This window comes from Sphingomonas daechungensis (genome assembly GCF_039543105.1).
Lineage (GTDB): Bacteria > Pseudomonadota > Alphaproteobacteria > Sphingomonadales > Sphingomonadaceae > Sphingomicrobium > Sphingomicrobium daechungense.
Window position 1 is genome coordinate 178,477 of record NZ_BAABJC010000001.1, and the last position, 19,730, is coordinate 198,206.

The following is a 19,730-nucleotide window of genomic DNA, read 5'->3' on the forward strand; positions in this document are numbered from 1 at the left end:
CTCAAGCCAGTAACGTCGGGTTGAAGACGGAATTAACACGAACAGCGCTTTTTCTTCGGCGGAGGAGGGGCAGTCGTCGCAAATTCGGCCGAAGTCAGCCACCCGGATCGATCCTTGTCGGCGACGCCGAACTTCTCGATCGACTTCACCGCCCACTCCTCGAACGAAAGTGTGCCATTGCCGTTTGTGTCGAGCTTGGCGAACGCCTTGCGCCGGCTTCCGAGGATTTCCTCCCGCTCAATTCTACCATTCTTGTCCTTGTCCGCTCGGGAGAAGCGCTTCTCCTCGCGGCTCTTCGCCGTGGCCTCTGGCGGCTTCGGCAACGCCAGCATGCCAGGTCCGGGGTTTTGGGGCGGCGGCGGCGCTGCAAATTCGGGTGTCTGTGCGGCGCGGCTTTGCCAGAAGAGGAAGGCCCCGGTCAGGAGCAAAAAACAGGCCGCGGCCCCGGCTAGAAAACGCGCCAAGGCGATACTCCTTCAACACTAGGAGATTCGGCATCGGCAAACTCGCCGCCGCCCGTCGCCCTGTCAACGCGTCAGATGCGCCCCGTCAGCCGATGGCGGAGCATTGCTGCCAGCCGCGGCGGGCTTCCCTCCGGCTCGAACGGCGCGCCGGCTTTGAGGTCGCGGGCGGCGAACCTGGCAAGCGAAGTCAACGGTCGCAGCGGCCTTGCAAAGCGATGAGCCTTGAGACGCGTTGCGGGACCTCTCGCGTGAATCAGCAACTCAGGCACGCCGCGGCGGCCGACCGAGACCAGGGCATGGAGGGCGCCCGCTTCTGCAAGCAGCGCATCGTCGCCTCCCAACAGCTGGCCGGAGAGCTGAAACAGCAGGCTGCCCCTGGCGGCAACGCGCCCGGGGTCGACTTCTTCCTCCAGAAGGGTCGCCCAGCCATCCTCGAGCTCCGCGAGACTGGCGCCGCCGATGCCATTTGGCAGCAAGCTGCTCGCCGCAATTTTCAGCTTCGGTTCGGCAGGCACCTTTCCGCGGTCGAGATCCGCCAGTCGCTCGCGCCACCAGGCCAGCTTGGCAGCGCCCAGCGCCGGCTGCGTCGCCCGGGCAACGACGTCGCCCATCGCGGAGTCCAGCTGGAATAGCGCCTCCAGCGGCGTCCTGACGTCATCCGGCACATGTCGCAGCACCAGCGCGCGATCGGCTCCGATCGCCGCCGCTAGCTCTTCGTCAGCGGTAACAGACGGCCTTTGCGGCAGCGACGACATCCGATGCCTTGATCAGCGCCAGCTTCTCGAGATTGGCAGCGTACGGCAGCGGCACGTCGACATCCGTTACCCGCATGACAGGCGCATCGAGGTCGTCGAAGCCCTCTTCCATGCAGATCGCCATGATCTCGGAGCTGATCGAACAGGTTGGCCAGCCCTCTTCGACGACGACGAGGCGATTCGTACGCTTGAGACTTCCCAGCACCGTCGCCTTGTCGAGCGGGCGCAAGGTGCGCAGGTCGATGACCTCGGCGTTGATGCCCTGCCCCATCAGTTCCTGCGCCGCCTCCAGCGCCACGCCAACACCGATGGAATAGCTGACGATGGTCACGTCCTTGCCCGGTCGAACGATCCGCGCCTTGCCGATCGGCAGGACGTAATCGTCCATCTGCGGAACGTCGAAATGCTGGCCGTAGAGCAGCTCGTTTTCGAGGAAGACAACCGGGTCCTCGCTACGGATCGCTGCCTTCAGCAAACCCTTGGCATCTGCCGCGCTGTACGGCGCGATCACGATCAGTCCGGGAACGCTGGCATACCATGGACCGTAGTTCTGGCTGTGCTGCGCGCCGACCCGTGCCGCCGCACCATTCGGGCCGCGGAACACGATCGGACAGCGCATCTGGCCGCCCGACATGTAATTCGTCTTCGCGGCCGAGTTGATGATGTGGTCGATCGCCTGCATCGCGAAGTTGAAGGTCATGAACTCGACGATCGGCTTCAGGCCGCCCATCGCGGCGCCCGACCCAAGGCCCGCGAAGCCATATTCGGTGATCGGCGTATCGATCACCCGCCTGGGTCCAAACTCGTCGAGCAGGCCCTGGGTGACCTTGTATGCGCCCTGATACTGAGCGACTTCCTCACCCATCACGAACACCCGTTCGTCCTGGCGCATTTCCTCGGCCATCGCGTCGCGAAGGGCTTCGCGGACCGTAGTGCTGACCAGCGGTGTCCCTTCCGGCACTTCCGGCTCGTCCACGGTGTTGGCGACATCGGCAACCAGGTCGCGAGCGGCCGTGTCGAACACGTGCGGCGTCGGCAGTCCCTCCGCCTGCTGCGAAGCCGGAACATCGACTTCGTCCGCATCCTTCGGCTCGGGCGCCGGTGCTGTTTCGGGGGCAGGCGGTGGCGCGGGCGTGTCGCTGACGGTTTCCCCGTCAGCGGCGAGTAGAGCGATCGGCTGACCGACCTTCACACCGTCGGTGCCCTCCGGAACGAGGATCTTGGCGATCTTGCCCTCGTCGACGGCCTCGAATTCCATCGTCGCCTTGTCGGTCTCGATCTCGGCGAGGATGTCGCCCGACTTCACGTCGTCGCCTTCCTTGACCAGCCACTTGGCGAGCGTGCCCTCTTCCATCGTCGGCGACAGCGCCGGCATTTTGAGCTCGGTCGCCATCAGTAGGTCTCCACCAGCACGTCGGTATGCAATTCGCTGACCTCGGGCTCCGGCGCCTCCTCCGAGAACTTGGCAGCTTCGACGACGATGTCCTTGATTTCCTTGTCGATCGCCTTGAGCTCCTCTTCCGTCACGCCCATCGTCTCAAGCTCCTTGGCGGCGCGGTCGATCGGGTCGTGATGCTCGCGATAGTCCTGGACCTCCTCGCGGGTCCGGTATTTGGCCGGATCGGACATCGAATGGCCGCGATAGCGATAGGTGAGGAACTCGATGATGATCGGACCCTTGCCGCTGCGCGTCCATTCGAGCGCAACTTCGGCCGCGCCGCGGACCGCCAGCACGTCCATGCCGTCGACCTGGATGCCCGGGATCCGGAAGCTCTCGCCTCGCTTGTAGAGCAGCGGCTCCGAAGACGAGCGCTCGATGCTCGTCCCCATCGCATATTTGTTGTTCTCGATCGCGTAGATGACCGGAAGGTCCCACAGCTGAGCCATGTTGAAGCTCTCGTAGACCTGGCCCTGGTTGACCGCGCCGTCGCCGAAATAGGTCAGGCAGACGCCGCCATCGCCGCTGTACTGGTGCTTCAGCGCCAGGCCGGTGCCCAGCGAAACCTGCGCCCCCACGATGCCGTGGCCGCCGTAGAAGCCATGCTCGACACTGAACATGTGCATCGAGCCGCCCTTGCCCTTGGAGATGCCCGCGGCACGACCCGTCAGCTCGGCCATGATCACCTTCGGATCGATGCCGTAGGCGAGCATGTGGCCGTGATCCCGATAGCCCGTGATGACGCTGTCCTTGCCGACCGTCATTGCCGACTGGAGCCCGACCGCGACGGCCTCCTGGCCAATATAGAGGTGGCAGAAGCCGCCTATCAGGCCGAGGCCGTAGAGCTGTCCCGCGCGCTCCTCAAAGCGGCGGATAAGCAGCATCTCCCGATAGAATTGAAGCAGCTGGTCCTTTGTCGCCTTGAAACGCTTGGGGTCTTGGGGACGCTCCCGGTTCGGAATTTGCGGTGCTGCGCCTGCAGCGGCTTTCGGCCCCTCGCCCTTGCTCGGGACAGACTTTGCGGAACGCGCCACGCTTGATCCTCTTTATCGCGCCAATCGAATGAGCGGCGCGTCTATAGGTTGCACCGCTTCAAGCGGCAATGGCGTCAGTCGCCGGCAACGAAGGCCGTGATCTTCCAAGCGCCCGACTTCCTTTCCATCGTCAGCCGGTAGTCGGCCGCGCTGCGAAGATCGCCCGGCGCGACATAGGCCTCGCGCCCGTCCGCAAGCTTAATCCGGGCATCGCCCTGCTCGGGAAGCTCGATCACCGTGACCACCTCCCAATCAAGCTTGCCGAGCGCTTTACCGTCCTTGTCCCTGACCAGCGCGCCCGGATGAACCGCGAGCGCGGATTCGAACATGTCGGCATCAGGATCGAGCTGCGACGGGAATGACGGTGCAACCGCCACGCTTTCCCGAAGCGCGCAGCCGAGCGACAGCGCCTCTTTCAGCTCGTCCCAGACCTTGCTTTGCCCTGCGGAGCCCAACTCCCAGGCAGAACGAAAGGCGTCCTTACCCTCGCCGCCGCCGAAATCCACCAGCGCGCGGTCGTCGACCAGCAGCATCAAGCCATCGAAGTCTCGCTTTTCAACTGCAGCGATCACGCCGCTGCGAAAGGCAACGAAAGATGGGTCGGCCGCGCATTCATCGACCGGAGGCAGGCGCGTCGAACCAAACAATGACGCACCGAGAAGGAAGAGCGCTGCCGCCGTCAATTCAGCGGAACGATGACCTCGTCAGGCCGGACCAGGCCGAGATCGCGGCGGACCAGCTCGTCCGCCATGTCCGGATCCGCCTTGCGCGGGTCGAGCAAAGCGGAGCGGTGCCGAAGTTGCGCCTTTTCCGCTTCGAGGCGGGCCAGCTCGGCCTTTCTCGACTGAAGGTCGCGGTGATACCCGCCCCATGCGAGAAGGCCATTCGGGCCGGCAACAGCATAGCCGGCAAAATTGCCGACAACGATCAGCGCAAGCGCGGGCCAAAACACCCTACGCATCAAGCCGAAACTGCGTTGACCCCCACCCATCGGTCTTAAGAATCACGATGGAGTCATGAAGGCAAGAGAAAAGAACCCTTTGGGGGATAATCCTGTGGATTAGGCCGGCTTGTATGCCTTCAATGCCGCAATCCCCGGGTAACGCGCTGAATCGCCAAGCTCTTCCTCGATCCGGAGCAACTGGTTGTACTTGGCTGTGCGGTCCGACCGCGCCAGGCTGCCAGTCTTGATCTGCCCGCAGGACAACGCGACCGCCAGGTCGGCAATCGTCGAATCCTCGGTTTCGCCTGAACGGTGCGACATCACCGCCGTATACCCGGACGTCTGCGCAAGCCTGACGGCATCTATGGTCTCGGTCAGAGTCCCAATCTGGTTGACCTTGACGAGAATCGAATTTGCGATCCCGTTTTCAATACCTTGTGCGAGTCTATTCACGTTGGTTACGAAAAGATCGTCGCCAACGAGCTGAACGCGATCACCGATCATGTCGGACAGATACTTCCATCCTTCCATGTCGTCCTCGCCCATCCCGTCCTCGATGGAAGCGATCGGATAGGCATCCGAAAGCTCAGCGAGATACGTCGCCATTTCCATCGGGCTGAGGCTCCGTCCCTCGCCTTCGAGCTCGTACTTGCCGTTCTTGAAAAACTCGGTCGATGCGCAATCCAGCGCCAGCACCACGTCGCTCCCGGGCTTGTAGCCCGCTGATTCGACCGACCTGAGGATAAAATCGAGCGCCTCGCGCGCCGACGCGATGTTCGGGGCGAATCCACCCTCGTCGCCGACGGCCGTCGCCAGTCCTGCCTTGTGGAGTGCGGCCTTCAGCGCATGGAAGATCTCGGTGCCGCAACGAAGCGCCTCCGAAAAGGTCGGAGCGCCGACCGGCATGACCATGAATTCCTGGAAATCGATCGGATTGTCGGCATGAGCGCCACCGTTGACGATGTTCATCATCGGCACCGGCAATACGTTCGAGCTGACCCCGCCGACATAGCGGTACAGCGGCGCGCCCAGCGCATCGGCCGACGCCTTGGCCGCCGCCAGGCTCACGCCCAGAATGGCGTTGGCGCCCAGCCGCGCCTTGTTCGCGGTCCCGTCGAGGTCGATCATCGTGCGGTCGAGATCGGCCTGGTCCTCGGCTTCCATCCCGACGACGGCATTGGCGATCTCTCCGTTGACCGCCCGGACGGCCCTTTCGACGCCTTTTCCACCCCAGCGGCTCTTGTCGCCATCGCGAAGCTCAACCGCCTCGTGGGCACCGGTCGAGGCACCCGAAGGGACGGCAGCCCGGCCCATGCTCCCGTCTTCCAAAGTGACGTCAACCTCGACAGTCGGATTGCCACGGCTGTCCAGAATCTGGCGGGCATGGACGTCGACGATAGCGGTCATGGAAATCCTTCTTGCGGAAGCGTAATGATTTAGGTGCGCGCTGCACCTATATCCGGCGCGTCGGGCCGTGCAACTTTCAGCTTGGCGCACAGGAACGACACAGAGGCTGCAGGGTTGAGGTTGGAAAAGGAGAACTCGCAATGGGCGACAACAGGACCGACCTTCCGGAAGGCACCGACACGATCATCGCCGGAGCATCGGATGGCGGCGAATTGAGCACGGAGAACGAATTGTTGACTGATACCCAAGTGCCGGCGACTCGCGACACCGGCTCAACCGATCTGCGTAAGCGGCTGCGCGACGGCGGAGAGCGCTTGTCCGATGAGGCCGGCGACCGCGCTCGCGGGTTCGTCAGCCAGGGGCTTGAGCGATCCGCCGAGGCCCTTTCCAACGTCAGCAAGCTGGTCGGCGATACCGCCGATGGCCTCGATGAGCGTCTAGGCGAGGAGTATGGCGACTATGCGCGCCGCGCAGCCTCCGCGATAGAGAGCACCGCCAACAATATCGCGTCGAAGAACCCCGACGAATTGATCGAGGATACGCGCAACTTTGTCCGCAACAGCCCCGGCATCGCCGTCGCGGGCGCTGCCATCGTCGGCTTCGTGGTCGCCCGACTGCTGAAGTCCGGCTTCAGCACCCGGAATGAGAACGAAGAAGGCTAAGGTGCTTAAGACGCCGTCGGATCATGATCCTGCCACGGACGACAGCGATCGTCCGATCGGTTTGCTCGTCCATGAGCTCATCGAGGACGGCAAGGCCTATGCCCTGGCGGAACTCGACTATGTCAAAGCGATCGCTGCGGCCAAGGCCAATGCCCTCAAGCTGCCGGCGATCCTGTTCGGGGTGGCCGTGTTGTTCGCATTGGCTGCGTTCGTTGCCCTCGTTGTCGGAATCGCCAATGGCTTGGCCACTCTCATCGGCCCATTGGCTGGCGGGCTGGTGGCCTGCCTTCTGTTCGCGGCGATTGCAGGCGGGCTCGGTTGGTACGGCATGATGCGTCTTCGGCGGGATCTATGATCGGCGAGACCACGGACATGACAGCGGCCAAGCTGCAGGCGGAACGTGCCCGGTCCCAGCTGATGGACACGGCCCAGCGCCTACAGAACCGCGTCAGTCCCGGCACGCTCGCCTCAAACGTGTGGCAAGATGCCAAGGACAAGGGCGCTGACCTCGCCGAAACTGCTGTGGACGCCGTTCGGAAGCGGCCCGTTGCCGTGACCGGCGTGGTGGCCGCAATCGCCTTGTTCCTCGCGAGGGAACCGTTGGTCGACCTCGCGGGTAAGATGACCAAGGGCGTCCGCAAGAAGACGAACCGAAAGACCGCGTCCAAGACCCAATCCACGGAGAAAAGTGCATGACGGACAATCGCTCCAGCGTCGAAACGGAGCGTTCGACTCCTCGGCAACGCGCAATCGAAGCCTATGGGAATGCCCGCGATCGCGTCGGCAATGCCGGGCGTCGCGCCGGCGAATCTCTCGAAGAGGCCCCGCTACTCGTGCTCGCGGCCGGGCTCGCTGCCGGGGCTGCCATCGCGGCACTCCTGCCGAGGACGCGGACCGAGGATCGACTCCTGAAGCCGGTCACCGATCGCGCCAGGGAGACGGCGCGTGTCGCGGTGCAGGCCGCCAAGGACGCCGGCCAGGGCAGGCTCGATGAGCTCGGTCTCACCCGCGAAAAGGGATCGGACACCATCCGCTCCATCTTCCAGGGGTTCAGCGATGCCGCGAAGGCCTCAGGTCAGGCCGCGATCGGTAGCGTCCGCGGCAAGGAATGAGGCCCTGAGGCCGGTTCGCATAAGGCCCGAATCCTGCTAGCGGCCCGCCGATGAGCAAGCTTCACCTCGTGTTCGGCGGTCGCGTGAAAGATCCGCGCGGCCTGGATTTCGTCGATTTGAACGGAATCGATTTTGTCGGCCTGTTCGATAATTATGCCGAGGCCGAAGAGGCTTGGCGCGGCCGTGCCCAGCGGACTGTTGACGATGCAGAGATGAAGTACGTCGTCGTCCACCTCCACCGGCTGCTCGAACCGGAGAGCGACGGCAGCACGGCCTCAGCGGCTTAGGCGTTCCGGTAACGCCAAAGCAGAAGCGGGCGCTGAAGCAGCAATCCGGCGATGAACCCGCCAATGTGCGCTGGTGTCGCCAGCAGGTAGCCCTGCGTTCCGGCGAGCATTCCGCTCATGACCTGCAGGACGATCCACGCCGCGAGCAGCCACAGGGCATTGAGCGACCGATTGAGGCTTGGCGACGCGACAATCTTTTTCTGCTGACCGAAGCTCAAGGCGAAAGCGCCAATGACGGCGCTGATCGCACCGCTGGCGCCGATCATCGGGGTTGTTGAAAGCGGGGCGACCATCCACTGCGCGATCGCGGCCGTGTAGGCGCCAACTACGTAAAGCAGCACCATCGGCCAGAGGCCCAGTACCCGCTCGACCTGCGTCCCGCACCACACCAGCATCAGCACGTTGACCGCGACGTGGAGAAGTCCGCCGTGCACAAGTGTCGCCGTCAGCGGCGTCAACCACGCGGGCACCGGCGATGCGACCTGGACGACTTCGCTCAATCGTGCGGGGATGACACCAAGCAGCAGATCGACACTGCCGTTCGGATCGACCAGCTCAGCAAGGAGCCAGGCGGCGACCGTGACGATCGAAATAACGGCGGTAGCAGTGCGTGGGTAGCGCATCAGCGCGGAACCGCTCAGAGGAACTCGATCTTCTTGATCTCGTAGTAGCGATCGCCCGATGGCGTCGAGACCTCGACCTCCTCGCCAGCCTGACGGCCGATGAGGGCGCGGCCGAGCGGTGAGTTGTAGCTGATCCGCCCATCCTTCGCATCCGCCTCGACCTGGCCGACAAGCTGGTAGCGAACCTTCTTGTCGTCTTCGTCGAGGAGGGTGACGGTGGCACCGAACACCACCTTGTCGCCGGAAAGCGTGGTCGGATCGATCACCATTGCCCGGCTGAGCTGATCGTCGATGTCGGCGATCATCGCCTCGATCTGGCCCTGGCGCTCCTTGGCGGCGTGATATTCGGCGTTCTCGGAGAGGTCGCCATGCGCGCGAGCCGCTTCGATCGCTTCCACGACCGCCGGGCGCTCCACGGTTTTCAGCTGACGAACCTGCTCGCTCAGCTTGCGATGACCTTCGGCCAGCATCGGTACCTTTTCGGCACTCGCCATTGTTTTCGGCCTTTCCTCTTTCAAAACGCCGCCCGCCGCGCCCGTCTCAGGGTTCGCGATGCCAGGCGGATTGTCAGGTGGTTGTCAGTTTTTGGAGGCAGAATAATAGGATTGGAGAGAGCGGACTTCAAGCGCGTGCCCCCTCAACGCCTCAATCGCCCTCGCGGCTGCAAGGCTTCCGGCAGCAGTCGTGAAATAAGGCACCTTACGCGTCAGCGCCGTCGAGCGGATGGAGTAGCTGTCCTTCATCGACTGCCAGCCCTCGGTGGTGTTGAAGACTACCTGCACGTCACCGTCCATCAGCCTGTCGACAATGTGCGGCCGCCCTTGCGCAACCTTGTTCACCTTCTCGACCGCCAGCCCCTTCGACGACAGGTGGTCGGCGGTGCCGCCGGTCGCGATGATCGAATAGCCGAGCTCGATCATCTTCTCGACTGCCGGAACGATGTTGTCCTTGTCGGCATCCTTCACCGACACGAATGCCGTCCCGCTGTTCGGCAGGACAATCCCGGCTGCGATCAAGGCCTTGCCGAATGCAAGGTCGAATTCGCTATCGATTCCCATGACTTCGCCGGTACTTTTCATTTCTGGTCCGAGCACAGGGTCGGCACCGGGGAAGCGCGCGAAGGGAAATACCGATTCCTTGACGGCGACATGGCCGATATCGCGATCGATGGTGCCCTGGTCGGCAAGCGCCTCCCCGGCCATCACCCGCGCCGCAATCTTCGCGATCGGCCGCCCGATGGCCTTCGCAACAAACGGCACGGTGCGGCTGGCGCGCGGATTGACCTCGATCAGGTAGACCTCGTCGTCCTTGACCGCGAACTGCACGTTCATGAGGCCCCGCACGCCTAGTGCCAGCGCCAACTCCCGCGCCTGCCGCTCAATCTCGCTCACGACCGTATCGGACAGGCTGCGCGGCGGGATCGAGCAGGCGCTATCGCCGGAGTGCACACCAGCCTCCTCGATGTGCTGCAGAATGCCGGTCACCGCGACGTCGACCCCATCGGATATGGCATCGACGTCCACCTCGATCGCATCGCGAAGATAGCGGTCGATCAGCACAGGGCTCGAGCCCGACACGGCAACGGCGGTCGCGATGTAATGGTCGAGCTGCTCCGGCCCCTCGACGACCTCCATGCCGCGCCCGCCAAGCACGTAGGACGGACGCAGCAGCACCGGATAGCCGATGCGCGACGCCACCTGGATCGCTTCCTCGCGGCTACGGGCAAGACCGTTCGCGGGCTGCTTGAGCCCAAGCTTGTCAACGAGTTGCGCGAACCTCTCGCGATCTTCCGCGAGGTCGATCGAATCCGGCTTGGTGCCGAGGATCGCAATCCCCGCCGCTCCCAGGTCGGCCGCCAGCTTTAACGGCGTCTGCCCGCCAAGCTGGACGATCACGCCCAGCAGTTCCCCCTTTCCCTGCTCGCGCCGGACGATTTCCAGCACGTCTTCCGCCGTCAGCGGTTCGAAATAGAGGCGATCCGAGGTGTCAGGGTCGGTCGAAACCGTCTCCGGGTTGCAGTTGACCATGACGGTCTCCAGCCCAACCCCGTCGCGGCCAAGCGCGAAGGCGGCGTGGCAGCAACAATAGTCGAACTCGATGCCCTGGCCGATACGGTTTGGTCCGCCGCCCAGGATGATGACCTTCCTGCGGTCGCTAACCTCGGCCTCGTCCTCCGGCTCGCCGAACAGCGGCGCCTCATAGGTCGAATAGAGGTAAGGCGTCGCCGCATCGAACTCGGCCGCGCAGCTGTCGATGCGCTTGAAAACCGGACGAACGCCAAGCTTCAGCCGGTGCGCGCGCACCTCCGCCTCGGTTACGCCGCCGGTCATGTGCTTCAGCGCGTCGTGCATGATGCCGGAACCGCCGGCGATCATCTCGCTCATCTCGCGGTCGACACGCGCCGAGCGGAGCGCCAGCTGCGCCAGCCGCGCATCGGAAAAGCCCATTGCCTTCAACCGGCGCATCTCCGCCGGATCCTGCGGCAAGCCATCGCGCCGGACCTGTGCCTCCGCATCCACGATCTCCTGCAGCCGCTGCAGGAACCAAGGGTCGAAACCGGCGATCTGCGCGATCCGTTCGACCGTGAAGCCCTGGCGAAGCGCCTCCGCTGCGACCAGAAGCCGGTCGGGCGTCGCCTTGGCCAGCGCATTCTCGATCACGACCGGATCGACCCCGTCGTACTGCATTAGGCGGTCCAGCCCGCACAGACCCGTCTCGAGCCCCCGCAACGCCTTCTGCAGGCTCTCGGCGAACGAGCGGCCGATCGCCATCACCTCGCCCACCGACTTCATCGAGGTGCTGAGCAGCGCCGGCGAGCCCGCGAACTTCTCGAATGCGAAGCGCGGGATCTTGGTCACCACATAATCGATCGTCGGCTCGAAGCTCGCCGGGGTCGCGCCGCCGGTGATGTCGTTCCTGATTTCGTCGAGCGTATACCCAACCGCCAGCTTGGCCGCGACCTTGGCGATCGGGAAGCCGGTGGCCTTGGATGCGAGCGCCGACGACCGCGAAACGCGTGGGTTCATCTCGATCACGACTATTCGCCCGGTCTTCGGATTGATCGCGAACTGGACGTTGGAACCGCCTGTTTCGACGCCGATTTCGCGGAGGACAGCGATCGATGCTGACCGCATCCGCTGATATTCCTTGTCGGTCAGCGTCAGTGCGGGCGCAACGGTGATGGAATCGCCCGTGTGGACGCCCATCGGGTCGATATTTTCGATCGAGCAGATGATGATGGCGTTGTCGGCGCGGTCGCGCACGACTTCCATCTCATATTCTTTCCAACCGACGAGGCTTTCGTCGATCAGCACCTCGGTGGTGGGCGAGGCTTCGAGCCCGCCGCGGACAATCGCCTCATATTCCTCGCGATTGTAGGCGATGCCGCCGCCTGTCCCGCCCAACGTGAAGCTCGGTCGAATGACTGCCGGTAGCCCGACCTGCTCCAGCGCCGCGACCGCTTCATCCATCGAGTGCACGATCGCCGATCGCGGGCTCTCCAGCCCGATGCGGTCCATCGCATCGCGAAACTTCTGACGGTCCTCGGCCTTTTCGATCGCCTCGGCGTTCGCGCCGATCAGCTCGACGCCCAGTCGCTCCAGTGTCCCGTCCTTCGCCAGCGCCAGCGCCGTGTTCAGCGCCGTCTGCCCGCCCATGGTTGGAAGGACGACGTCCGGCTTTTCCTTCTCGATGATCTTTGCGACGAATTCCGGCGTAATCGGCTCGATGTACGTCGCATCCGCCAGCTCCGGATCGGTCATGATCGTCGCCGGGTTCGAATTGACGACGATGACCCGATAACCCTCTTCTTTCAGGGCCTTGACCGCCTGGCTTCCCGAATAGTCGAACTCGGCCGCCTGGCCGATGACGATCGGGCCGGCGCCGATGATGAGGATCGAGTTTATGTCGGTGCGTTTTGGCATCAGCTCGCTGGAAAGTTGACGGCGTTGACGAAGACGGCCTTCAGCCCGTTCTTGCGAGCGAACTTGGCGACACAGTCACGCTCTTGAGGGGTGGAGTCCGGACGGAACAGGAAGATAAGCCGCTTTTCGCTCTCATCCTGGAATAGCTCACCAAGCGCGAGACCGCAGCTCTGGCCGACGTCGTTTAGCTCGGCCTGCGTGTGAAAACGCGCGGTAGCGCAAGCACTCAGAGACATGGTGACGCCAGCGCATACCAATGACCGGCGACCCCAGATCATTCGACATTTCCATCGAGAGCCACGTTTCCAGTTATGTAGGCTTCGTTCCCCACGAGGCCCAACTTGAACGGGATCTTGCTCTCGTTGATTCCACGCAGAGCGCAATCTACGCGTTCGTAGGCCTCGTTCACGTCCGGCTTCATGTGCAGCTCTTCATCGCCGCGCAAATCGAACGTATTTCGAGCAATCCCGCACTTATCCGCAATCCTGTCCAACTCGGCTTGGCGGAAGTCATGGAGCGTCATCTTCGTTGCCGGCGCCGGCTCGCAAGAGATGCAAAAAGCACAAATTATGATCGCCGCGGCCGTCTTGCTCACTTCATCGCCCCGACGAACTTCTCGAACAGGTAGAAGCTGTCCATCGGCCCCGGGCTCGCCTCCGGGTGATACTGCACGCTGAATGCCGGCCGGTCGGTCAACTCGATCCCGCAATTGCTGTCGTCGAACAGCGACACGTGCGTTTCGTGGACATTCTCCGGAAGGCCTTCGCGCTCGACCGCGAAGCCGTGGTTCATGCTGGTAATCTCGACCTGCCCGTCCGACAGCCGCTTCACCGGATGATTGGCGCCCCGATGGCCCTGGAACATCTTGCTCGTCTTCCCGCCAACCGCGAGCGCCAGCATCTGGTGGCCAAGGCAGATGCCGAACAAAGGCTTCTTCGTCTCCAGCATCTGCCGAATCACCGGCACCGCATATTCGCCCGTCGCTGCCGGATCGCCCGGCCCATTGGACAGGAAGAATCCGTCCGGCTTGTGCGCCATGATCTCGTCGAAGGTCGCCGTCGCCGGCACTACCGTCACCCGGGCACCGGCCTCAACAAGGTTGCGGAAGATGTTGCGTTTGTTGCCATAATCGACCGCAACGACGTGCGGCCGACTCTCGTCCTCACCGCCAAGCTCATAGCCCTCGCCCCACTGCCAACGGCCACCCGTCCAACGCTCGACCTGCAGCCTGCTGACGTCCTTGGCGAGGTCCATGCCTTCGAGGCCGGGCCAGTCCGCCGCCAACTTCTGCAGCCGCTCGACGTCGAATTCGCCATTGGCGTTGTGCGCGATGACGACCGTCGGCGGGCCTTCCTGCCGCACGAGGCGCGTCAACGCCCGCGTATCCACGCCGGAAATGCCGATGCGCCCATACTTGCGCATCCAGTCCGCAAAGCCCTCGTTGGCGCGGTAGTTGCTCGGCTCGGTGACGACCTCGCGCACCAGGCAACCCAGCGCGTGCGCGTCCGCCGCCTCGACGTCCTCGTCATTGGCTCCTACGTTGCCGATGTGCGGAAAGGTGAAGGCGATGACCTGCTTCGCATAGGAAGGATCGGTCATCACTTCCTGGTATCCGGTCATGGCGGTATTGAAGCACAGCTCGCCGACCTGCTCGCCCTCTGAGCCGAAGCCTTTGCCCCAGACGACCCGGCCATCGGCGAAGACCACGACTCCCGTCGCGCCCTTCGGTTGAGGCGCGGACAAGGGTCGAGCGTCGGCCATGGGCGAAAGAGCCTTCCGTCAAGAGTTTTGCAGCGATGTCGCTAAGGCATTTCCGCTAGGCACATATGCGCGCCGGGTCAACGCTGGTAAGGGCCAAAATCCACAGCTAGTGCTCTCCGCATGATCCGCGACGACATCAAGACCGCTTTGGTGACCGCCATGAAGGGCGGCGACAAGGCCGCGACCGGCACGATTCGCCTCATCCAGTCGGCTCTCAAGAACCGCGATATCGAGCTGCGCACGTCGAGCTCGACCCCCGACGACGACCTGGTCGTGACGGAAGTCCTGCAGAAGATGATCAAGCAGCGGCGTGAGTCCGCCGATCTCTACCGCAAGGGCAATCGCGAGGAGCTGGCCGCGACCGAAGAGGCGGAAATCGCCGTTATCGAGCGATTCCTGCCCAAGCAAATGACCGACGATGAGGCCAGTGCCGCCATCCAGGCAATCATTGCCGAGACGGGCGCATCGGGGATGAAGGACATGGGCAAGGTGATGGGCGAGGTCAAAGCGCGGCTGGCCGGCCAGATCGATCCCGCTCGTGCCAGCGCCATGGTCCGCGCCGCGCTCGCCTGAGAAAAAGGCCCCGCCGCAGGAGTGCGACGGAGCCTCAGTTGGATCGTTCTTTCTAGTTGGCCGCCGCGGCGCTTCCGCCAGTGGCCGCACCGGTGCCGGTCATTCCGCCGACACCTTCCATCACCAGGTCGTAACAGAGCATCGCGATTGCCGTCGCCATTGCACCGGCCAGCGCTATTTGCAGATTGACCGTAATTGCCGCCAGCTGAGCGCCGATCGCCGGCAAAGTGCCAAGCGCCGTTCCGACGATCGGAAGCGCGATCAGGATGACTCCCGCGAGCACCATTCTTTCGCGCGGCATGGAAAGCCCGGCGATCAGGCCGAGTACAAGAAGCACCAACGCGACATTCAGCCCGCCGAGCGGAACGAAAGCCGCCACGATTGCGAGAAGTATGTAAAGCACGCGGGCAAGCCCGCCGACCTTGTTGATCATGATATTTCCCCCCTCAAAATGTCCCGGCCTGCGATCTCTCCTTTGCGGTCGCCGGAACAAGGAAAGATTAACCCTGTTTCGCCGCATTTCTCAGCGGAATGAATCGTTCAGAATCCGGTCGTTACGGGAGCGGTCAGAAATTCACCGCGGGAATCCGTCCCTGAGCGCCGACTCGCACTTGTGGATAATTCCGTCGCAAACGCTTGCGGCGCGCCGAGTCGAATGCGAGAAAAATCCCGCCGTCCATGAGTTTAAGTCCAGCCTTTCTCGACGAGCTTCGCGCCCGGACTTTGCTGTCGGCGATCATCTCGCCGTCGGTGAAGCTGCTCCGCGCCGGTCGCGAGTGGAAGGCGCGTTGCCCGTTCCACAACGAGAAGACACCCAGCTTCACCATCAACGACGAAAAGGGCTTCTACCATTGCTTCGGCTGCGGAGCTCACGGCGATGCCATCCGCTTCCTGACAGACGCCCGCGGACTGCCCTTCATGGATGCGGTGAAGGAGCTTGCCGGAAAAGCCGGACTCGAAGTCCCTGCTCCCGATCCCCAGGCTCGCGAGCGCGCCGAACGCACCGCCTCGCTGACTGACGTCATGGCGGCATGCCAGAAGTGGTTTGCCGAGCAGCTCGCCGGCGTCGACGGCGCCGACGCGCGCGAATACCTCAAGAACCGCGGCATCGGACCCGCAACGGTCGCCCGCTTCGGCATCGGCCTCGCGCCAGAAGGGCGGAACAAGCTCAAAAGCGCTCTACTGCACCTCGGCGAGGACAAGCTCGTCGAAACCGGAATGCTCATCAAGCCGGACCCCAATGAGTTCAAGGGCGGCGAGACCTACGACCGTTTCCGGGGCCGGCTGATGATCCCCATCCGCGACGCGCGCGGCAGAGTGATCGCGTTCGGAGGCCGCATCCTCGGCGCAGGCGAGCCGAAGTATCTGAACTCGCCCGACACGCCGCTCTTCGACAAGGGCCGCACGCTCTACAACCTCGACCTCGCCAGCCCGGCCACCCGCTCGGCCAGGCGCCTGATCGTCGTTGAAGGCTACATGGACGTCATCGCCCTCGACCGCGCTGGCGTGGCGGAGGCTGTCGCGCCCAACGGCACCGCCGTCACCGAAGCCCAGCTCGAACGCATGTGGCGGCTCGATCCCAACCCGATCCTCTGCTTCGACGGCGACAGCGCCGGCCAGAAGGCCGCCATCCGCGCCGCTTCCCGCGCTCTGCCGCTCCTCGCCCCCGAGCGCACGCTTCGCTTCGTCGAGCTTCCCGCCGGGCAGGATCCCGACGACGTCGTCCGCAGCGGCGGCCGCGAAGCCCTCGAAAGCCTCCTCGCCGAGCCCGAGCCGCTGGTCGATCGCCTCTGGCGCCACGAGCTCGCCGCCCAGCCTCTCACGACGCCCGAAGCCCGCGCCGGCCTTCGGCAGCGCCTGATCGAGCATTCGCAGGCCATCCGCGACCAGGCCCTGTCGCGCCTCTACCGCGAGGACTGGCTCCGCCGCTTCAACGAGCTCGTCCGCCCGCAGCAGCAATTCTCGCCCGCACCCCGGCGCGAGTGGAAGAAGCAAGGCGGCCGCTTCGTGCCCCCCGAAAAGCGCCCCGGCGATGTCATGAAGCGCATCAGCCGCGGCGGCATTGATGACGAGCACGCCCGCGCCCTCATCATCGGTTTCGCCAATTTTCCCGAAAGCTTGCAGGACCATTGCGAGCAGCTCGCGTCCCTGCCAATCGCCGGAACGCCCCTCGCCCGCCTGCGCGACAAGTTGGTCGATGCGGCAGTTTCGGGGGAAAAGCTTGATCGAGAGCGACTTGCTACCATATTGCGCGACAGTGGAACTGCGCCGGACCTCGAGCGAGCGCGCAGGACTGGGACAATGGCCTTTTCCTTCACCCGAAGCGACACGGCGCCCGAAAGGGCTGTGCGCGACCTCGGGATCGCCATCGACGCGTTGATGGCGGACGGGGAGATCGGCGCGGCCCTTGCGGCTGCGACCGAGCGGTTGAAGGACGGCGAAGAGGATGCGTTTGAGGAGCAGCTCCGGCTGCACTCCGAGCGTGAGGGAATCAAGGAGCGGCTGGCGTCTCTCGCCGGCAGTGACTAAGCGGCGGCACAAATGGCGAAAAACGAAGCAGTAGACACCGAGACGCAGGACAGCGGCGATGCACCGCTGATCGATCTCAACGACGCGTCGATCAAGAAGATGATCGCCCGCGCGAAGAAGCGCGGCTTCATCACGATCGATGAGCTGAACGAGGCCCTTCCCCAGGACCAGATGTCCTCGGAGCAGATCGAGGACATCATGTCCGCGATCAACGACATGGGCATCAACGTCGTCGAGAACGACGAGGCCTCGGACGACGACGAGGACAAGCAGGAAGAGGATTCCGCCGAGGACGAGGTCGATCCCCTCGACGACGGCGGCCCCCGCCCTGCCGCCGCGACCAAGAAGGAAGCCGTCGACCGCACCGACGACCCGGTCCGCATGTACCTGCGCGAAATGGGCGCGGTGGAATTGCTCTCCCGTGAGGGCGAAATCGCCATCGCCAAGCGCATCGAGGCGGGCCGCGACATCATGATTTGGGGCCTTTGCGAAAGCCCCATGACCTTCAACGCCATCATCGACTGGTCGAACGCCCTGAACGAAGGTCGCATGCAGCTGCGCGAGATCCTCGATCTCGAAGCCATGCTGTCGAAGGGTCCGACCGCCGAGCAGATCGCGGAGAGCGAGGAAGGCGAGGAAGGCGGCGAAGGCGGAGAGATCAGCGAGAAGACCGCCGGCCCCACCATCAAGGAAGAGGAAGACGTCGCCGACGAGCCCGAAGAGGGCGCGAACGAGGACGACGAGGACATGGTCGAGCGGCGGACCAAGCCGCAGGCCGAGGAGGACGACGACGAGAACGCTCTCTCGCTCGCCCAGATGGAAGAGCAGCTCAAGCCCCAGGCGCTCGAGAAGTTCGCGGCCATCACCTCGCTGTTCAAGAAATTCTCGAAGCTCCAGGCCGCGCGCCTCGACGCTCTCCAGACCGGCGCCGAATTCCCCGCTGCCGACGAGAAGAAGTACCAGAAGCTCCGCGAGCAGCTCACGGCCGAGGTCGAGAGCGTGCAGTTCCACGGCGCCAAGATCGAGTATCTCGTCGAGCAGCTCTACAGCCACAACCGCCGCCTGATGGCTCTCGGCGGCCAGATGCTGCGCCTGGCCGAGCGGCACCGCGTGCCCCGCCGCGCCTTCCTCGACAGCTACACGGGCAATGAGCTCGATGACGGCTGGCTCGACCGCGCCGCCGGCATCGACAAGAAGTTCGCCGCCTTCGCCGCCGCCGAAGCCGACAGCGTCGAGCGCATCCGCACCGACATCAGCGCGATCGCGCAGCAGGTCGGCACTTCGCTCCCCGAATACCGCCGCATCGTGAACATGGTGCAGAAGGGCGAGCGCGAGGCCCGCATCGCGAAGAAGGAGATGGTCGAGGCCAACCTCCGCCTCGTGATCTCCATCGCCAAAAAGTACACGAACCGCGGCCTGCAGTTCCTGGATCTCATCCAGGAAGGCAACATCGGCCTGATGAAGGCGGTCGACAAGTTCGAGTACCGTCGCGGCTACAAGTTCTCGACCTACGCCACCTGGTGGATCCGGCAGGCGATCACCCGCTCGATCGCCGACCAGGCGCGGACCATCCGCATCCCGGTCCACATGATCGAGACGATCAACAAGCTCGTCCGCACGGGCCGCCAGTTCCTGCACGAGACCGGCCGCGAAGCGACGCCGGAGGAGCTCGCCGAGCGCCTTTCGATGCCGCTCGAAAAGGTCCGCAAGGTGATGAAGATCGCCAAGGAGCCGATCAGCCTCGAAACGCCGATCGGCGACGAGGAAGACAGCCACCTCGGCGATTTCATCGAGGACAAGAACGCCGTCATCCCGGTGGACGCGGCGATTCAGTCGAACCTCAAGGAAACCGTCACCCGCGTGCTGGCGTCACTCACCCCGCGTGAGGAGCGCGTGCTTCGCATGCGCTTCGGCATCGGCATGAATACCGATCACACCCTGGAAGAGGTCGGGCAGCAGTTCTCGGTTACTCGCGAGCGTATTCGGCAGATCGAAGCGAAGGCGCTGCGGAAGCTGAAGCATCCGAGCCGGAGCCGGAAAATGCGGAGCTTCCTGGATCAGTGAATTAGCTGCACGTTTCGATCAGAACTTGCGCTGTCATCTCACAACGGCATCGCGTTCTCTACGATGAAGGCACTGCGCTTCCCAACCCGCCCTCGCTTTTCGCTGTCCTACAGCGCCAGGGCTGTGCCTTAAGATCGCGGATGCAGACGCCGCGC

Annotated in this window: 22 protein-coding genes; 8 read left to right on the top strand and 14 right to left on the bottom strand. The window is 63.8% G+C overall.

The window, feature by feature from the left end:
- Positions 1–32: 32 nt before the first annotated feature.
- From ABD928_RS00905 to eno, 7 genes are all read right to left on the bottom strand, one after another.
- Positions 33–332 (bottom strand): EF-hand domain-containing protein, encoded by a 300-nt coding sequence (locus ABD928_RS00905; RefSeq protein ID WP_345165200.1) that lies wholly within the window; start codon positions 330–332, stop codon positions 33–35.
- A gap of 203 nt (positions 333–535) precedes the next feature.
- Positions 536–1,219 (bottom strand): isoprenoid biosynthesis enzyme family protein, encoded by a 684-nt coding sequence (locus ABD928_RS00910; RefSeq protein ID WP_345165203.1) that lies wholly within the window; start codon positions 1,217–1,219, stop codon positions 536–538.
- Positions 1,182–2,612, bottom strand: coding sequence for a pyruvate dehydrogenase complex E1 component subunit beta (locus ABD928_RS00915; protein ID WP_187714085.1), 1,431 nt, complete (start codon positions 2,610–2,612; stop codon positions 1,182–1,184). Before ABD928_RS00915 ends, ABD928_RS00910 begins: the two co-directional genes overlap by 38 nt.
- Positions 2,612–3,619 carry a pyruvate dehydrogenase (acetyl-transferring) E1 component subunit alpha gene (pdhA, locus tag ABD928_RS00920; RefSeq protein ID WP_187715877.1) on the bottom strand — a complete coding sequence of 336 codons (1,008 nt, stop codon included), beginning with the start codon at positions 3,617–3,619 and terminating at the stop codon, positions 2,612–2,614. The genes ABD928_RS00915 and pdhA overlap by 1 nt, the downstream gene beginning before the upstream one ends.
- 146 nt (positions 3,620–3,765) lie before the next feature.
- The gene (locus tag ABD928_RS00925; protein ID WP_187714086.1) at positions 3,766–4,224 is read right to left on the bottom strand and encodes an SH3 domain-containing protein; all 459 of its coding nucleotides are present in this window, start codon (positions 4,222–4,224) and stop codon (positions 3,766–3,768) included.
- Positions 4,225–4,370: 146 nt separating this feature from the next.
- Positions 4,371–4,652 (bottom strand): FtsB family cell division protein, encoded by a 282-nt coding sequence (locus ABD928_RS00930; RefSeq protein ID WP_223276166.1) that lies wholly within the window; start codon positions 4,650–4,652, stop codon positions 4,371–4,373.
- A gap of 99 nt (positions 4,653–4,751) precedes the next feature.
- Positions 4,752–6,041 (bottom strand): phosphopyruvate hydratase, encoded by a 1,290-nt coding sequence (gene eno / locus ABD928_RS00935; protein WP_187714088.1) that lies wholly within the window; start codon positions 6,039–6,041, stop codon positions 4,752–4,754.
- 140 nt (positions 6,042–6,181) lie between these two features.
- Here eno and ABD928_RS00940 point away from each other — a divergent pair, with 140 nt between their 5' ends.
- Genes ABD928_RS00940 through ABD928_RS00960 form a run of 5 tightly spaced genes read left to right on the top strand, consistent with a single transcriptional unit; the run spans position 6,182 to position 8,102 of the window.
- Positions 6,182–6,703: a hypothetical protein gene (locus tag ABD928_RS00940; RefSeq protein ID WP_345165211.1), complete on the top strand. Its 522-nt coding sequence runs from the start codon at positions 6,182–6,184 to the stop codon at positions 6,701–6,703.
- A 1-nt stretch (position 6,704) separates the two neighbouring features.
- Positions 6,705–7,058, top strand: coding sequence for a phage holin family protein (locus ABD928_RS00945; protein WP_187714090.1), 354 nt, complete (start codon positions 6,705–6,707; stop codon positions 7,056–7,058).
- A complete protein-coding gene (locus ABD928_RS00950; RefSeq protein ID WP_187714091.1) occupies positions 7,055–7,399 on the top strand; it encodes a DUF3618 domain-containing protein in 345 nt (114 codons plus the stop codon). Before ABD928_RS00945 ends, ABD928_RS00950 begins: the two co-directional genes overlap by 4 nt.
- Entirely contained in the window at positions 7,396–7,815 is a 420-nt protein-coding gene (locus tag ABD928_RS00955) for a hypothetical protein (protein ID WP_345165215.1), read from the top strand. The genes ABD928_RS00950 and ABD928_RS00955 overlap by 4 nt, the downstream gene beginning before the upstream one ends.
- 50 nt (positions 7,816–7,865) lie before the next feature.
- A complete protein-coding gene (locus ABD928_RS00960) occupies positions 7,866–8,102 on the top strand; it encodes a DUF4170 domain-containing protein (RefSeq protein WP_187714093.1) in 237 nt (78 codons plus the stop codon).
- On the opposite strand, the gene ABD928_RS00965 is transcribed toward ABD928_RS00960, so the two are convergent.
- From ABD928_RS00965 to carA, 6 genes are all read right to left on the bottom strand, one after another.
- Entirely contained in the window at positions 8,099–8,725 is a 627-nt protein-coding gene (locus ABD928_RS00965) for a rhomboid family intramembrane serine protease (RefSeq protein ID WP_187714094.1), read from the bottom strand. The genes ABD928_RS00960 and ABD928_RS00965 overlap by 4 nt on opposite strands.
- Before the next feature lie 14 nt (positions 8,726–8,739).
- The gene (greA, locus tag ABD928_RS00970) at positions 8,740–9,219 is read right to left on the bottom strand and encodes a transcription elongation factor GreA (RefSeq protein WP_187714095.1); all 480 of its coding nucleotides are present in this window, start codon (positions 9,217–9,219) and stop codon (positions 8,740–8,742) included.
- Between the two features lie 84 nt (positions 9,220–9,303).
- On the bottom strand, positions 9,304–12,648 hold the full coding sequence (gene carB, locus ABD928_RS00975; RefSeq protein WP_345165220.1) for a carbamoyl-phosphate synthase large subunit: 3,345 nt from the start codon (positions 12,646–12,648) through the stop codon (positions 9,304–9,306).
- Positions 12,648–12,926 (bottom strand): hypothetical protein, encoded by a 279-nt coding sequence (locus ABD928_RS00980; RefSeq protein WP_345165222.1) that lies wholly within the window; start codon positions 12,924–12,926, stop codon positions 12,648–12,650. The genes carB and ABD928_RS00980 overlap by 1 nt, the downstream gene beginning before the upstream one ends.
- Positions 12,923–13,171 carry a hypothetical protein gene (locus ABD928_RS00985; protein WP_187714097.1) on the bottom strand — a complete coding sequence of 83 codons (249 nt, stop codon included), beginning with the start codon at positions 13,169–13,171 and terminating at the stop codon, positions 12,923–12,925. Before ABD928_RS00985 ends, ABD928_RS00980 begins: the two co-directional genes overlap by 4 nt.
- Positions 13,172–13,239: 68 nt before the next feature.
- Positions 13,240–14,409, bottom strand: coding sequence for a glutamine-hydrolyzing carbamoyl-phosphate synthase small subunit (gene carA / locus ABD928_RS00990; protein ID WP_345165224.1), 1,170 nt, complete (start codon positions 14,407–14,409; stop codon positions 13,240–13,242).
- Between the two features lie 120 nt (positions 14,410–14,529).
- Between carA and ABD928_RS00995 the strand changes: the two genes are divergently transcribed.
- On the top strand, positions 14,530–14,982 hold the full coding sequence (locus tag ABD928_RS00995) for a GatB/YqeY domain-containing protein (protein WP_345165227.1): 453 nt from the start codon (positions 14,530–14,532) through the stop codon (positions 14,980–14,982).
- 52 nt (positions 14,983–15,034) lie between these two features.
- Here the strand turns inward: ABD928_RS00995 and ABD928_RS01000 are convergent, their stop codons facing one another.
- Entirely contained in the window at positions 15,035–15,415 is a 381-nt protein-coding gene (locus ABD928_RS01000) for a hypothetical protein (RefSeq protein ID WP_187714098.1), read from the bottom strand.
- 245 nt (positions 15,416–15,660) lie between these two features.
- On the opposite strand from ABD928_RS01000, the gene dnaG reads away from it, so the two are divergent.
- Positions 15,661–17,511, top strand: coding sequence for a DNA primase (gene dnaG / locus ABD928_RS01005; RefSeq protein WP_345165230.1), 1,851 nt, complete (start codon positions 15,661–15,663; stop codon positions 17,509–17,511).
- Between the two features lie 12 nt (positions 17,512–17,523).
- Positions 17,524–19,575, top strand: a complete 2,052-nt coding sequence (rpoD, locus tag ABD928_RS01010) for an RNA polymerase sigma factor RpoD (protein WP_187714099.1) — start codon at positions 17,524–17,526, stop codon at positions 19,573–19,575.
- Positions 19,576–19,730: the final 155 nt, after the last annotated feature.